Here is a 16433-nt window from a genome sequence, read left to right as displayed (position 1 = left end):
ATATGAGAGACATATTTAGTAAGAGGAAGTACAGTGATTAATGTGGATTGTGAGGGAGAATTTGAATAATTAACCAAGCGTTTGTTTAAACATAATTTTGTAAATAGCGTATAACAAAATGTGTGGTAAAAACCACTTCTATACCTCTAGGAGATGGTGATACAATGTCAAATGGGGAGGGAGGTACGAACTATGGTTACTCAAAGAATACAAGAAATTACACTCATTACAATTGGTTCATTATTATTTGCAATCGGTATTAACTATTTTGCAATTCCAAATCGTTTGTCAGAGGGTGGAATTATTGGGTTAACAGTTGTTACGTATTATTTATTTGGATGGTCACCAGGGGTTGTGAACTTTACTTTAAATGCAATTTTATTAGCGATTGGATATAAATTTTTTGATAAAAAAACGATGATTTATACAATTATTGGAATTGTAGAGACGTCTTTATTTTTATATGTTACCGAGCATATTGGACATCGAGTAAATAGCGACACATTACTAGCCGCTTTATTTGCTGGGGTGTTTGTTGGAGTTGGATTAGGATGTATGTTCCGGGCAGGAGGTACATCAGGGGGATCAGCAATTTTAGCACAATTGGCAAATCAATATTTAGGATGGAGTGTTGGGAAAGGTGTTCTTATTATTGATATTGTTGTGATTACTGGGTCTGTCTTTATCATCGGTCAAGAAAAGGCGATGTATACACTTGTCGCAGTCTTCATCGGAGCGAAAGTAATTGACTTCATTGTAGAAGGAATTAATACGAAAACGGCAGTGACGATTATATCGGATCAGCCAGATTTAATACGTGAGACAATTACAAAACATATGACACGTGGTGTGACCGTTCTAGAAGGACGAGGTGGATATACAGGAAAGAATAAAGAAGTGTTGTATGTTGTGATTAATAAACAAGAGCTTGTTAAGTTAAAACAAGTGATTCGTGATGTAGATAAAGAAGCATTCGTCGTGATTCATGATGTACGGGATGTACTTGGCGGTGGCTTTAAAGCAAGTTAAAAAGATGAACGAGTCGATTCGTTCATCTTTTTATTATTTTAATATTTGAGGCAAGTGAGCTAATAATTTCTGTTTTATTTTCTTTGCAAGTGATGGACTTTTGCCAAAGGTGGAAATGCTTATCATATAGTCATTCCTTCGAATGATGGCTGGTGTATGGAAGGAGGATTTTGTTCCATCACTTACAACATTGACCCATTGAAAATCATGAGCAGCTCGTTTGACCATCATATTGATTTCATGATGATTCGTGGCTGCATAAATAAGGTGTGCCCTTTGAATATCATCTTCTGTAAACTCTTTTTTCTTCCATTCAATATAAGATAGTTCTTTCATTTCATTGCAAATATGAGGACTTACAATTGTGACGAAGGCACCGGTATTTTGTAAACTAGCCGCCTTTCGATAAGCAATTGTTCCCCCTCCAATAATGACAACATTCTTACCTGTAAGGTTGCACATAATTGGGTATGTTTGAAACATGTACATGTTCCTCCATTCGTTCTAACAAAGTAAATTTCATATAAGAATCAAATTGAAGACAGTTACAAGTGCTCACATTATCATATATTTTTGCATACTTTTTTATCTTTTGAAGCAGTAATCCGGTAAAGAGAAGATAAGGCATAATATAGATATGCTTTGCAGTAGGTGCTGTTTTAGCTAGCATATCTATAAAAGAAGGTGTCCCTTTTGTTAAAAAGGTGCACGTTACCGGTATTTTTAATTTTTGTTCCACAGCTAAACCGATTTGTTTTAATTCATAGATAGGCTGAGCATCACTACTGCCTCGGCCGACTAGTAGAATTTCACTTTCTTTTATGGGCTGCATTTCATGTATTCGTTTTATTACAAGTTTAATCATGAATGGATGGATACTAAAAGGTGGTGCAACTGAAAATGAAATGTGCGGATAGAGCTGTTGTATTGTTTTTATTTCAAAAGGGACATCGCGTTTATAATGAGCAGCTGCGAATAGTAAAACAGGGACAACTACAATTTCAGTGGCCCCTTCAGTAATCGCTTCATAAATAGCCTCTTGAACGGTTGGAGTTGCAAGTTCCAGAAACCCCACCTTTTGTATTTTCTCGTTTCGTTCCTGCATAACAGAACGAATAAAATGTTTGAATTGCTCATTGCCCTCTTGCAGACGACTACCATGACCAATATATACAATTGCTTTCATGATGCAGTCACTTCTGTTTGGTCCACTATTCTTTGTACTTGATGATCGATACAATGGAGCCCAACCTTGTTGGCATATTGTAAAGTGGCTTCGTCCATATATGAAAATGGTAATTTCGAAATATCGTTAAAACGAAGGCGATTGATTTCTGCTAAAAATGTATCAATTGTAGCGCGGCCTTCAAAGAAAATACTATCCCATGTAAACTCAGTGAGCATACGTGCATGAATTTCATCGAAACGATTATCGATTGTATATTCATGTGTCATTAAGAACAAACCAGCACCTATTTTGTTCTTGATGACGTCAATTCGTTTTATATTCCGCCCTAAATAAACGGTTGTTTCTGTAGAAAATGTAGCAGGTGTGCCCAGTAATCCGTACTTCATAAACATTTGCCCTGTCTTTGCATTCATATATTGAAGTTTCGCTTGTAAGGAACGAATATCTTTTCCATGTTTTGTGCAAGATTGCAAGAAGATTTCCATGCTTTCTGGTGAACAGAAAACAAGGCGTTCCGCTTCGAATATTTCACCGAGTTCATTTGCTGTTAAAGAATGTTCTTGCTTTTTGAAGGTAGGTATTTGGTATATTTCTGCTCCAGCTTCTCGCAGTATTTCTGCATATTTACTTACTTTATTTGTTGCAGAGACAAATAAAATTTTTCTTCCATGAAGAGGTTTCCGTTCTTGCCAAGCAAGTTGTTTCCGTAATGATACGACTTCCCCGACAATGGTCATGGAAGGGTTCGAAATGTTTTCTTTTTTTACATCTTCCGCAATTGTAGAGAGCGTACCTGTTACTACTCGCTGCTTTCCAGTTGTGCCCCATTCAATGACTGCTACAGGTGTATCGTTTCTTTTACCAGCTTGTAATAAATTTTTACAAATTATTGGTAAGTTTTTAATCCCCATATAAAAGGCAATTGTATCGCTATTTAAAAGATTGCTGTAATCAACTTGATCGCAAATTGTCCCTTTTGTGTGTCCAGTTAGCAAAGTTACACTATTACTGTAATCGCGATGGGTGAGAGGGATACCGGCGTACGAACCAGCGGCACTGCTGGAGGTAATCCCTGGGACGATTTCGTATGAAATGTTTGCTGTAGCTAAAGCAGCTGCTTCTTCACCAACACGACCAAAGATGGAAGGATCGCCGCCTTTTAAACGAACGACGATTTTTCCTTCCTTTGCTGCCTGTACTAAACAAGTATTAATCATGCCTTGACGCATAATATGATTTGTTGGCATTTTTCCGCAGTATATGAGTTCGCATGTTGGCTTTGTATAGCGAAGTAAATTTGGGTTTAATAAGTGGTCATATAACACAATATCTGCCTTTTTTAAGTAGTTTACTGCTTTTTTTGTAATCAGCCCTTCATCACCAGGTCCAGCACCAATTAAATATACGTATCCGTTCATCTCTTCACCTCATCTTGTTTGACTTAAAAGAAAGCTAAATCTTTTACAAATTATAGATATATATAAATGTCATCTTGAATGACTTCTACTTTATGTGTTTGAATACAACCATCATCAGGCTTTTGAACTTCGCCTGTAAGTAATGAAATTTTCCAATCGTGCAACGGACAAAAGACAAATTCACCAGAAACAATTCCTTCCGCTAATGGTCCGTTTTTATGCGGGCATCGATTTTCTACAGCGCGAATATCCCCGTTTGCAAGGCGAAATAACGCAATAGATTTGTCACCGATTCGTACTTCTTTACCAATTTGCATGGGGAGGTCTTTGGCACGCATAATTTTTATTTTCTGTTTTGTGTGTAACATATAAATCGCTCCTTATTGTACAGTTTCTACTTTATACATAGCTTGTAATGACTTTGTTTTTAGAGCTTGTCCCCAGGCTTCTTCATATGTGCTGCGGGCAGTTTGGAAACGTTCATTTAGCACAGTGACCATGTCTTCCTTTTGCAGTATTTCTTTTACATGTTCTAAGCCCATTCGTTCTACCCAAGGAGCTGTTCGCTCGCCATAAATCCCTGTTTCACGATAATACTGTACATAAGCGGTTGCGATGCGTAATACGTCTTCTTCCGTAGGAACAGTCATAATAAAATCGGCTTCACGAACTTCTGTACCACCATTACCACCGATATAAAGCTGGAAGCCGTTTTCAACACAGACAACTCCAAAGTCTTTTGTTAATGCCTCAGCGCAATTACGTGGACAACCTGTAACACCCATTTTCATTTTGTGAGGTGTATCTACCATCTCTAATGACTGTTCAAGCAACATACCAAGTCCTAAGGAATCTTTTGTACCAAAGCGACAGAAACGAGAACCAACACATGATTTAACATTACGAAGGGATTTTGCATAAGCATAACCGGATGTCATATCAAGATCCGCCCAAACATTTGGTAAATCCTCTTTTTTTACACCATATAAACCAATGCGGCTTGCACCTGTTATTTTTATGAGCGGTACATCATATTTCTTTGCCACCTCTGCAATTCTCATTAAATCATCTGCGTTAGTCACACCGCCGTACATGCGAGGAATAACAGAAAATGTGCCATCATGCTGGATGTTGCCATTCATTCTTTCGTTCACGAAGCGTGAAGCTTTATCATCAGCATATTCTTCTGGATTGGTCATACGTAAATAATAATTCAGTGCAGGACGACATTTAGAGCAGCCATCTTCCTGTACGAAACCAAGGACGTTTCGCACTTCTTTTGGCGATTTTAACGCTTTCTCATGAATAGCTGCGACAACTTCATCACGTGATAAAGAGGTACAACCGCACATACCAATTGATTGAGCAGAAGGATCAAAATGATCGCCCAGTGTATGGGATAAAATTTGCTCAACGATTGGGCGGCATTTCCCACATGAACCAGCTGCTTTTGTGCATCCTTTTACTTCTTCAAAAGTAGTTAACCCTTGCTCCAAAATGGCTTGAACAATGGTTCCTTTTGTAACACCATTACATCCACAAACGGTATCATCAGCACTCATACTTGCAACATCAAGCCCGCTCTCTTCACCAGCTTTATGAAGAAGGGAAACGGCTGTATATTCTTGTATGTCTTCTTCTTTTTGTAACATGCGGAATAGACGTGTGCCGTCTGCAGTATCACCGTATAAGACAATCCCGACAACTTTATTGTCGCGAAGGAAGACTTTCTTATAAGAACGTGTACATTCATTAAAGATAGAAATGGCTCTTGTTTGATCGTCTTCATAGATTTGTCCAGCAGAGAACAAGTCACATCCGGCTACTTTAAGCTGCGTACCAACGATGCTCCCTTTATATTTATCTGTCTGTGTATTTGTTATATGTCTTGCTAATACAACTCCTTGTTCATATAAAGGAGCTACAAGTCCGTAAGCAATTCCGTTATGTTCGGCACATTCGCCAACAGCATAAATTGCGCTGTCTTCTGTTTGCATATAATCGTTAACAACAATTCCGCGATTAACAAGTAACCCAGCGTCTTTTGCTAATTGAGTATTAGGACGTATCCCAACGGCCATTACAACTAAATCGCATGGTACAACATCGCCATCTTCAAACTGAATACCTTCTACATGGTCTGTGCCTAAAATTTTTACGGTTTTCTTTTGCATAAGAAACTTCATGCCTTGCGCTTCTAAGTCCTCACGTAATAATGAAGCTGCTTTCGCATCAAGTTGTTGCTCCATTAAATGTGGCATTAAATGAACTACATGTACATCCATTCCTAGGTCAATGAGACCTCTAGCAGCTTCAAGGCCAAGTAGTCCTCCACCTATCACAACAGCTTTTTTGTATTGTTTAGCAGCATTTATCATAAATTGTGTATCTTCAATGGTGCGGAAACCCGTTACTCCCGGCAGATTCGAACCTTCAATCGGCAGAATGAAGGCACTAGAACCTGTTGCAATAATAAGTTTGTCATATGTAACAATACGCTGTTTTTCAGTAACAACCATTTGTTTTTCCCGATTAATCGTAATTACCTTTTCATTTGGATAAAGTGTAATGTTATTTTCTTTATACCAACTATATTCATTTATGATGATATCTTTTGTAGTAGTTTTTCCTTGTAAGACGTGAGATAGCATAATGCGATTGTAGTTTGGGTGAGGTTCATCACCAAAAATAGTAATATCATAAAGATCTGGTTGTTGTTTTAAAATTTCTTCGATACATCGTATTCCAGCCATACCATTTCCGATCAGGATTAAGCGTTTTTTCATATTCATTTCCCCTCTTAAATGTGAAATGTTTAACAATTTTTTATACCTATAGTATAGATTTTCTGGAAAATAGAGGATGTGACATTAATCACAGTTTTTACAGGTTCACAAATTGTTAAAAATCATATAAAATCCGAATTGGATTCTTACAAAAATGTAAGAGAAATGTAATAAGGTGTGATGGCGGGATCTAGTCTATCTTTTTAAAATAAATATATAGAAAAACTGCGCATATTGCGTGGAGGAGGAGTCAACCTTGCGGTGGGAAGTATTAAAGAAAAAAATTATTATCACTATAATTGCACTGGCGGCTTTGTTAATACTCTTATCGCCAACAAGACTGGGACCAGTAATTGATAAATATAATCCATTTTATAAGACGAAAGAATACTATACTGTTGTGAATGATATTGGTCAACATATCGGTGATGGATGGTATGAATATGAGTTTATTGCTTACGATGAAAAGGGAAGAGAGAAAACGATTATTAAAAAGGTTAACCATATGTTAAAACGAAATGAACCGTTGAAGATCTTTGCAAAAGGAAGTTACGGTGAGTCAATTGTAGAAATTGAACCACAAGATATCCCTGTGCAAGCTAGAACGAAGTTGATGGCGGTGAACTAAAGACAGCCTGCCCGAAGTTGGATAGGTTGTTTTTAGTTTAGAATAATGATGTATCAGGACACCTTAATTAGTGATAGAACCTTACTATTCTAAAATAGTGGAATAAGAATTAATTTAGCTTCTGAAAAAATATATCAATACAACAATATACTGGCAATGAAATAGGAACTTTACTATAATAGCAACGTTGCACTTTTAGGAGGTGGAAGGTTGGGAGCATATTTATTACCTATTCAAACAGCATTTATCACATTTCCGATCGCTGGTTTTCTATTATTAATTCCTTTTCTAATTTGGCAGTATCGGAAACATGGTTATATTCATTACTTTCGCATGTTTATTTTATATTCCTTACTATTATATTGTATGGCGGCATATTATTTAGTCATTTTACCGTTTCCAAGTACATTTGATACGTGTAGTATGCAGCGCCCAGGAACGCAACATTATAATTTAGTACCATTTACATTTGTGAGCGATTTTCTAAAAGAAACAAACGTGATTTGGAATCAACCAGCTACGTATCTCGCTGCATTAAAAGAGCGCAGTTTCCTACAAGCGGCATTTAACGCCATTTTATTATTACCACTAGGAGTGTATTTGCGTTATTATTTCCGACGGAATTTTATGCAAACGTTGTGTATTGTCTTTTTAACTTCTCTATTTTTTGAAATTACGCAAATCACAGGGTTTTATGGTATGTATAATTGTCCATATCGTTTATTTGATGTAGATGATCTCATCTTAAATACAACGAGCGGAGTTATTGGTTTTTGGATTGCGCCGCTATTTGTATACTTTTTGCCAGATATGCACCGCTTAGATGAAAAAATTGACTTGCAAAATAAGCCTGTTCGGATGACGCGCCGTGTATTAGCTCTTTGGCTAGATTGGCTTATTCTTGGAATGGTATCAGGGCTATTAATTGGACAACAAGTTCAATTGACATCTGTCTTCCATTCTACTTCGGGATTAGATGAATTATTAAATGGCTTTTTTGTTGTATTTTGTTATTTTATCGTCATCCAATATTTCACGAATGGGAAAACATTCGGGAAATGGTTATTGCACATGCGTGTGAAGGGAAAGGGCGAGAGAATTACATGGCTAGAGTTATTGAAACGCTATGGTCTTTTATATTTCGGAATTGGCGGGATCAATTATCTGTTATTTGCAGTTGCGGTGTCGAATGAAAATAACCCAATCATTTATCTCATTATAGCGATGCTTTTCTTCGTATTTAATGGTTTGTTTTTCTTACATGTTTTACTTCACATGTTTAAACGTGATAAGCGATTATTCTATGAGAAAATAAGCGGGACATATAATGTGATTACCTTTACAAAGAAAAATAGTAACAATAATCATGGGTGACAATATTGTAAGGTGGATGTAAGGGAATTCGATAGTTGTATGTGAGAAACCTTATTATAATAAGAATAGAAAGTATCGCAATATTACTTTCTGTCTGAAGTAATGAAGAATATTGAAAAACCAACTAACCTGTAAAATAGCTCTTATCCTAATAGGGATGGAGTTATTTTTTTGAACCTTACAATATTGTAAGGTTCACGTAAGTTAATTCGATAGCTTGTTTTTTATATTTTTTGCATAATAGAAATAGATTAGGGAGATGATTCAGAAGGGAGACAAATGAGATGTGTAAAGAAGAAGTAGTGAAGGTTCCGCTGAAAGAGTGCTGTAGCTACTTTATGGTTGCTATAGTATGTATTGGATTGTTTGATATAATAACAAATTTAATTGTTAAATAATATAGATATGGAATAAAATGCTAAACATAGAAATAAAGATTTATATGTTTGGCAATAAATTAATATATATAAAACAAGAAAGATGCTCTTTCTTGTTTTTTTATATCCTTTCCTTAAAATCACGTATTAGAATAAGTGTAAGAGGTGATAGGAGTGAAATGGATAGATAGTCATATTTGGATCAATATGAAAGTAAAGAGCAAATGAATATATTAAGCGATGTGAAAAAAAGTGTTGCAATTGATGGATGAATGGGGGTATCAATGAACTATCATTCTTGTTATGAAATATGATCTTTAGCAAAACAGTACCCGTTTGTATATCCAACGATTGGTTTCCACCCAGAACAGCCGATTCAGAAAGAAGAATATGAACCAATTATTGCTATCGGTGAGGTTTGTTTTCCATATTATGTAGGACAAAAGCAGCCGAACCTTGCATTAGAAACGTATATAGAGGTATTAGAGCGATTTATAATTTTGGCTAAGGAATATCATTTGCCAATTATATTACATGCAGTCTATGAATATGCAGACATTGTTTGCGATCTACTTGAAAAGCATGGAATTTCATATGCTCATTTTCATTGGTTTAAGGGAAGTAAAGAAACGATGGAAAGAGTGATTCGAAATGGTTACTATATTTCTATTACACCAAATACTTTGTATAAGGAAAAAATTAGAAGTATCGTCTCGTTTTATCCGTTAAAATATATGGTGATAGAGACAGACGGACCTTGGGAATTTCAAGTGAATCAAATTACACATCCGAATATGATTAAAGACGTATGAAAGGAAATTCGTGTAATCAAAAATGTTCCGATAGACGAGGTGGCAAGGCAAATATATTGGAATACAGTTCAGTTTTACTTAAGTAAGGCAGAATAGAAAAGGCAAAGTACGAATGAATTTTTTTAAATCAATCTAAAGCACGATGCTGCGGTATATATTTGTTTGCTATGATAAAGGTTGTAGAGATTGCTAGAACCATATAGATAGAAGGATGAAAAGGAGTAAATTTCAGCAAAGAAAGAGGTAAAAGCAGTGAAAAAATTCTTTGTAGGATTTCTAATTGTTCTTGGAATGTATTTATATTTTCAAGGTGAAACTGAAGGAATGGAAAGATTGACAAAACAGACAAGTTATAGCGATTCAGAAGAAGCAAAGCGAATGAAACAAATTATTATAGAAGAAGCAAAGAAGGTAAACCTCCCAGAATGGATTCCTCTTACAATTGCTGAACATGAAAGTCGTTTGAACCCAAGAAGTGTTGGAGATAATGGTACTTCATTTGGGTTGTTTCAATTACATCGCGGTGGTGGACTGGCTCCAGAGCATGTAACAGATGAACAACTAAAAGATCCTCGTACAAATGCTCAAATTGCGATGCCTCATCTACTGAAAGGTTATAAAAGAGGAGTACAAAAAGGGTTAACCGATTTTGCTTTATTAAAATATATAGCGAACACATCTGGATGGCCAGGAAACTTAGGGACAGAGTGGACGGATCAAAATATGAAGTATAATGAAGGTTTGCAAGAAGTATACTACCGAAATAAAGGAATCGTAAAAGAGTAGGGGCATGTAGCCTCTATTCTTTTTATTTATATTTGTTTTTCGTATAGTCCAATCGTATCATTTGCGTTTCAATTGCTGTTTTATTTCTTCTAAATTAGTAGAATCCCTTTATGAAAAGAAAACATAAAAGACAAGATACCTATATGTATTGGATATCTTGTCTTTTATGTTCTCGATAGTTTTTTCTTTTGATTGCCTGTTGCACATAAGGAAATGTTTATAACGATGGCTTTCTGCATATCCCTTTTCCCCTTTTATTGTTGATTTAATTCTTGGCTAACAGCTTTTGCATCAATTAAAGCATGAAGAATCATTTTAACCATGTTCATCATCTTTACTCCTCCTTTTATCATTGATTTAATTCTTTTACAACTGCTTGTCCGTTCACTAACACCTCAAGGATTGCTTTTACGATTTCTTTCATCATGATTATTTCCTCCTTTTTTGATCTCTTGTTTCTATCTTTATTGTATAGGGAGGCATCATTTCGCACTATCGCTTTCCATTACGTGAACATAACAGTTTTGTAAGGTTAGATGTGATATTGTGAAATGTTTAGTCTATCTTCATTATTTTCAGAAAAATGATTATTCAAACATTAAAGTGAGGAGAATAAGATACATTATGAAAAATATAAGAGAGGTGACTTGTTTTTCATCTATCTGTTTGTAATAAAATGGTATAATTTTTTTGTTATAGGTGAAATCCACATTTTAAAATGCGAGGAGAATTGTATGTTAAAGTATGCACGTATCATTACGATTATTATGATCTGTTTAGTATATATCAACAATGTTTCACGTGGAACGATAGGTTTGCAAGTATTTATTGGTATGGCATGTTTTATTTATATTTTGAATCATGTATTGCTCTTTCAGCCACAAAAAGGAAAAAAACGTGATTTTTATATATTTCTAACCAATGGAATTGTTACAGCAATGCTTGGATTTTTATTTCCTGAAACATCTTTATACTTGATTATATTTGGGATTGAAGCAGTAGGAATATTTATTCACACATGGCGGAAAGAAGTTGTATATTTTTTTGTGAGTTTTTTCTTTATATGTTGGTTTTCTATTTTGTTATATACATATCAATATACAGGGAAGGTAGAATTGGATACAAACGCCATTAACTTTATGTTTGTACTCTTTAGTGCTTTAGTAGGGAGTTTAATAAGAAAACTGACCGTAGCACATCAAACGGTTGATGAACAGTATGAAAAATTAATATCATCTCATACGGCTTTAAAAGAAGCACATGAACAACTACGGCTTTATGCTAAAGAAGTAGAAGAATTAACTGCTGTTCGGGAACGAAACGATATTGCTAGAGAAATTCATGATACAGTAGGTCATAATATGACAGCTTTACTTGTACAACTGCAACTTGCCGAAGCTTTATGGAAACAAAAGTCAAATGTGACAGAAGATGTTTTGCGTACATGCCATGAATTAGCTAAGAAATCTCTTCAAGAGGTAAGAGCTTCGGTACGTGCACTAAAGGAAGAAAAGAATTTAGGGAATATAGTAGAGAGTATGCGAGAAATGTTAAGGGAGTTTTCAAAAGCGGCGACAGTGCAAGTAACCTTTCAATTAAAAGGAGATCCGATTGTTATTCCGTTATCACTACAGCCAACTCTACTACGTATTATGCAAGAATCTTTAACAAATGCGAAACGTCACGGAAAAGCTAGTGTATGTGAAGTTGAATTATTTTGTGACAGTGAAACAGTAATGTTATCGATTTCTGATAATGGCATCGGCATGAATGAAGTGAGCCCTGGTTTTGGATTAATGAACATGAAAGAACGCATAGAGGAACATGGAGGAGTAATTCGGTTTGAAAGTGAGATAGAGAAGGGATTTCGGCTAAAAGCTGAGTTCCCGTTAAAAGAAAAAACATGGGTAATAGGAGGAACGAAATGATTCGTATTATGATTGTGGACGATCAGCCATTGATTCGTGACGGTTTAGCAATGTTATTAAACTTGCGCCCAGAACTTGAGGTGGTAGGGACAGCAAGTGATGGGGATGAAGTTGTTGAGAAAATAGAAAAACTGCAACCTGAAATTATTTTGATGGATATTCGAATGCCTCGAGTAAATGGGGTGGAAGGAACAAGATTGGTAAGGGGAAAATTTCCAGAAGTCAAAGTACTTATGTTAACGACGTTTAATGATAGTGAACTTATTTTTGAGGCGTTAGAACAAGGTGCAAGTGGTTATTTATTGAAGGATATGGAGACAGATGCGATTGTTCAAGCAATATTAACAGTCCATGGCGGAGGTGCTGTTCTTCCGCAAGATATAACAGCGCAAATTGTAAAGGAATTAAAAAGAACAAAAGTTGTAGACACATCAGAACAAAGTGTTCAGAATCAAATAGAACAATTAACAGAACGTGAAATAGATGTATTAAGGGAAATCGGCCTTGGACTCAATAATAAAGAGATTGCTGAAAAGTTGTTTATTACAGAGGGTACTGTAAAAAATCATGTTTCCAACTTAATTGGTAAGTTAGAGCTTAGAGATCGGACGCAAGCAGCTATATATGCAGTGAGATATGGTATTACTACATACACATGACTTTTAGCATAGAGAAATCGAAAAAAGTAGCCAATGATGCTGCTTTTTTATTTTACATTTCTATCTGAGGAAGGATGGAAGAGAGGGGGCATTTTTTTACAATGGAACTGTAGATGAATGCAAGGAGGATGAAACGTCATGTTAGCTGTGGAACATATTGTGAAATCTTTCGGAAAGAGAGAGGTTGTACAGAATATATCTTTTGAAGTGCATAAAGGGGAAATATTTGGTTTACTTGGGCCAAATGGCGCTGGAAAGTCAACGACGATAGCGATGATTTGCGGGCTCATTCCTTATGATAGTGGTGATATTAAAGTTGGAGGAAAGTCTGTACAAGAGTATCCATTAGATATAAAAAGGAAAATCGGAATTGTTCCACAAGATATTGCTTTATATCCTACGCTTTCTGCGAAAGAGAATTTAATTTTTTGGGGAAAGATGTATGGATTAAGTGGAGCTGTTGCTAAGAAACGATCAGATGAAGTGCTTGCATATGTAGGATTACAAGATCGAGCGAAAGATAAAGTTGAAACATTTTCAGGAGGAATGAAACGCCGAATTAATATTGGAGCAGCGCTCATGCATGAACCAGAGTTATTAATTATGGATGAACCGACAGTAGGAATCGATCCACAATCGCGAAATCATATTTTAGAAACAGTAAAGAAATTAAATGAAAAAGGTATGACTGTTATTTATACAAGTCACTACATGGAAGAAGTAGAGCATTTATGTGAACGAGTTGCCATTGTTGATCATGGAAAAGTGATTGCAGTAGGAACAAAAACAGAGCTATGTAATCGTTTGACAGATGGCTTTATGGTGAAAGTACAATTGAATCATTTCACTCAGAAGTTATTGAGAGAATTAAGGGCAATTCCTACTGTAGAACGGGTTGTTATCCATGAGGAGACAAATACTTTTGATATTGGATTGCAGAATGGAGAGGCTGTTGGTACTGTTGTTTCGGTAGCGGTAGAAAATCGAGCGCAAATTTTAAAACTTGAAGTGCAAGAACCAAATTTAGAAGCCCTTTTTTTACAATTAACAGGGCGGTCACTTCGCGATTAGGGGGAGAATGTTATGAAAAGCCTCATTGTAGCATGGAAAGATGTAAAGATTCGTATCATCGATCGGCGCGGAGTTATGATGATGTTACTAATGCCATTATTGCTCACGGCTATTTTAGGATCGGCACTAAGTAACATATTTGATAACGGAGGACTACCTAAAACAGTAATCGGCTATTATCAAGAAGGCCCGGATGAGTTTGGTGAGATGCTTCGAAAAGACATATTGCAATCAAAAGAGATAGAGAAGGATATAAAAGTAGAAATGGTAACATCACAAAGTGAGCTAGAGGAATTATTAAAAAAACAAAAAATTGATGTTGGGGTAATCATACCAAGCGGCTGGAGTGAACAGATAGAAGAAGGAACTTTAAAAGAAGCAAAACTAATGACGAATCCAGCAAAAGATATACAAGCAAAAATTGCTGAATCGATTATTCGTTCTTTTACAGAACAGGCACAAACCATCGCAGTTTCTACTCAGGTTGTCATTACAGAGTTAGCAAAGTGGCAACCTAAAAATATAGAACAAATCGCAAAAGAAGTGAGTACGAATTTACAAACAGTAGCTACTTCCGATAGAGATGAAGTCGAAAAAGGAACCATCGGTAAAAAGACAGTCACTGCCATGCAATATTATGCAGCAGCTATGGTAGTCATGTTTTTATTATTTAATATAACAGTTGGTGCGAAATCTATTATAACGGAGCGAAGAACAGAAACGTTGGCAAGGTTATTCAGTACTCCAACAAGTTCATTCTCTATTTTATTAGGAAAATTCTTTGGAACATTGTTATTTTCTCTTATTCAATTTGGAGTATTTGTATTGGCTACTCATTATGTATTTCATGTGAATTGGGGCGAGAATATATTTCAGATGATAACAGTAGGAACTTCCTATGCCATTTGTGTTTCTGGATTATCGATGCTTATTGCAGCATGGATTCATGAAGAGAAGACGGCAGATTTAATGGGGGGGATTGGAGTTCAATTACTTGCTCTATTAGGCGGATCTATGCTGCCGCTTTATGCGTTTCCAGATAGTCTTCAAACCATTGCTCATATTGCTCCAAATAAATGGGCGCTGACAAGTTTTTTAAACATTATGTCGGGTACATCTTGGAGTACATTACTTCCAGTTATCTTAAGTTTGGCTAGTGCAGGATTTGTTTCAGTAATTATTGGAACTGTTCGTCTACGCATGAGATAGGAGGAGAAGAAATGAAAAAAATTTGGGCGCTTTGTTCGTTAGAGTTAAAACAAGTTTTCACGAAACCGCAAAGCTATATACTCATGTTTGGAATGCCAATCATTTTTACATTCATATTCGGAGGTTTGTTAGGGGGAAGTGGAGACGAAAAAGTAAAGATTAGTTTAGTAGATTATGATCAGTCAAAGTTATCTCATTCGTATTATCAAGAACTGAGAGGGAATCATTTCATTACGATTGAAAAAGGAACTGATCAAGAAGCAAAGCAGAGAGTTGAAAATAAGAAGTCTTCGGGTATTGTTATCATTCCAAAGGGATTTCAAGAGAATGTGATAGCTGGAGAGTCGGGAAAAATTAAATTTCAATCAAGCGCTGATTTTACAGGAAGTTCTTCTGTAGAGCAAGTTCTGCAAAGTACGATTAAAAAAATGAAAATTGAGGTAGCAGCAGCAAAAAAACTCGAACAAACAAGGGGAACTTCTTGGAAGGATGTATATGAAAGTATTCATGCAAAAGTAGAACCTGTCTCAATTGAAAAAGATTCTATAGCAGGGAAGAAAAATTTGAATCACATGGCAGGACGTGCAGCAGGGTTTTCTATTTTATTTGTTATGATTGTTATGCTAAGTGCAACAGGGACGATTTTGAAACTAAGGCAAATGGGAGTATGGTCTCGCCTGCTTGAAACTCCTACATCAAAAGCTCAAATACTAGGCGGATATATACTGTCATTCTTCTTAATCGGATGGGTTCAATTTGGTGTCTTGATGATATTAACGAATCGTTTATTTGATGTTCAATGGGGGGATATGCTGGGAATTATTATGCTTGTATCGGGATTACTGTTAGCGGTCATTGGATTGGCGCTGCTAGTAGCGAGTATTGTAAAAACAGCCGATCAACAATCTGCGCTAGGAAATATTGTTGTGATTTCAACATGTATGATAAGCGGTCTATATTGGCCGATTGAAATTGAACCGGAATGGATGCAACAAATTGCCAAATTCGTTCCGCAAACGTGGGCAATGCGCGGATTTACTGAATTAATTGTAAGAGGTGGAACTTTCATTGATATAACGGGGGAGATTTGCATATTACTGTTGTTTGCAGGCGTATTTTTTATCATTGGTTTAACAAGAATACGTTATGAATGACAAAAAGCAGAGT

14 protein-coding genes and 1 pseudogene are annotated in these 16433 nt (G+C 35.9%); 10 read left to right on the top strand and 5 right to left on the bottom strand.

Features of this window, described 5'->3' with window-relative positions; all coding sequences use genetic code 11:
* Positions 1-192 precede the first annotated feature (192 nt).
* Positions 193-1029, top strand: coding sequence for a YitT family protein (locus MR056_RS16935; RefSeq protein ID WP_011983331.1), 837 nt, complete (start codon positions 193-195; stop codon positions 1027-1029).
* A 33-nt stretch (positions 1030-1062) separates the two neighbouring features.
* Here the strand turns inward: MR056_RS16935 and MR056_RS16930 are convergent, their stop codons facing one another.
* The 5 genes from MR056_RS16930 to nirB are packed head-to-tail and all read right to left on the bottom strand — an operon-like array spanning position 1063 to position 6422.
* Positions 1063-1512, bottom strand: a complete 450-nt coding sequence (locus tag MR056_RS16930; protein ID WP_011983332.1) for a precorrin-2 dehydrogenase — start codon at positions 1510-1512, stop codon at positions 1063-1065.
* Entirely contained in the window at positions 1472-2215 is a 744-nt protein-coding gene (locus tag MR056_RS16925; protein ID WP_048721260.1) for a sirohydrochlorin chelatase, read from the bottom strand. Before MR056_RS16925 ends, MR056_RS16930 begins: the two co-directional genes overlap by 41 nt.
* Entirely contained in the window at positions 2212-3636 is a 1425-nt protein-coding gene (locus MR056_RS16920; RefSeq protein WP_048721263.1) for a uroporphyrin-III C-methyltransferase, read from the bottom strand. The genes MR056_RS16925 and MR056_RS16920 overlap by 4 nt, the downstream gene beginning before the upstream one ends.
* Positions 3637-3686: 50 nt before the next feature.
* Positions 3687-4004 (bottom strand): nitrite reductase small subunit NirD, encoded by a 318-nt coding sequence (gene nirD, locus MR056_RS16915; protein ID WP_011983335.1) that lies wholly within the window; start codon positions 4002-4004, stop codon positions 3687-3689.
* Between the two features lie 12 nt (positions 4005-4016).
* Positions 4017-6422, bottom strand: a complete 2406-nt coding sequence (nirB, locus tag MR056_RS16910; RefSeq protein WP_048721266.1) for a nitrite reductase large subunit NirB — start codon at positions 6420-6422, stop codon at positions 4017-4019.
* Between the two features lie 256 nt (positions 6423-6678).
* Between nirB and MR056_RS16905 the strand changes: the two genes are divergently transcribed.
* The 9 genes and pseudogenes from MR056_RS16905 to MR056_RS16865 all read left to right on the top strand — a co-directional run bounded on the left by MR056_RS16905 (position 6679) and on the right by MR056_RS16865 (position 16420).
* Positions 6679-7050: a YxeA family protein gene (locus MR056_RS16905; protein WP_011983337.1), complete on the top strand. Its 372-nt coding sequence runs from the start codon at positions 6679-6681 to the stop codon at positions 7048-7050.
* A gap of 210 nt (positions 7051-7260) precedes the next feature.
* Complete coding sequence (locus MR056_RS16900) at positions 7261-8424, top strand: VanZ family protein (protein WP_011983338.1); 1164 nt, start codon at positions 7261-7263, stop codon at positions 8422-8424.
* Positions 8425-8975: 551 nt separating this feature from the next.
* Positions 8976-9709: pseudogene (locus MR056_RS16895) on the top strand (TatD family hydrolase).
* 156 nt (positions 9710-9865) lie between these two features.
* Positions 9866-10399, top strand: coding sequence for a transglycosylase SLT domain-containing protein (locus MR056_RS16890; protein WP_048721272.1), 534 nt, complete (start codon positions 9866-9868; stop codon positions 10397-10399).
* Between the two features lie 734 nt (positions 10400-11133).
* On the top strand, positions 11134-12327 hold the full coding sequence (locus MR056_RS16885) for a sensor histidine kinase (RefSeq protein ID WP_011983340.1): 1194 nt from the start codon (positions 11134-11136) through the stop codon (positions 12325-12327).
* The gene (locus MR056_RS16880; RefSeq protein ID WP_048721276.1) at positions 12324-12986 is read left to right on the top strand and encodes a response regulator; all 663 of its coding nucleotides are present in this window, start codon (positions 12324-12326) and stop codon (positions 12984-12986) included. The genes MR056_RS16885 and MR056_RS16880 overlap by 4 nt, the downstream gene beginning before the upstream one ends.
* Positions 12987-13124: 138 nt before the next feature.
* Positions 13125-14057 carry an ABC transporter ATP-binding protein gene (locus MR056_RS16875; protein WP_048721279.1) on the top strand — a complete coding sequence of 311 codons (933 nt, stop codon included), beginning with the start codon at positions 13125-13127 and terminating at the stop codon, positions 14055-14057.
* A 12-nt stretch (positions 14058-14069) separates the two neighbouring features.
* Positions 14070-15266: an ABC transporter permease gene (locus MR056_RS16870; protein ID WP_048721282.1), complete on the top strand. Its 1197-nt coding sequence runs from the start codon at positions 14070-14072 to the stop codon at positions 15264-15266.
* Positions 15267-15277: 11 nt separating this feature from the next.
* Complete coding sequence (locus MR056_RS16865) at positions 15278-16420, top strand: ABC transporter permease (RefSeq protein ID WP_242136591.1); 1143 nt, start codon at positions 15278-15280, stop codon at positions 16418-16420.
* The last annotated feature ends 13 nt before the right edge of the window (positions 16421-16433 follow it).

The sequence above is a fragment of the Bacillus cereus group sp. BfR-BA-01360 genome (assembly GCF_022663595.1).
Classification (GTDB): domain Bacteria; phylum Bacillota; class Bacilli; order Bacillales; family Bacillaceae_G; genus Bacillus_A; species Bacillus_A cytotoxicus.
This window is presented reverse-complemented; position numbering and strand designations above follow the sequence as displayed.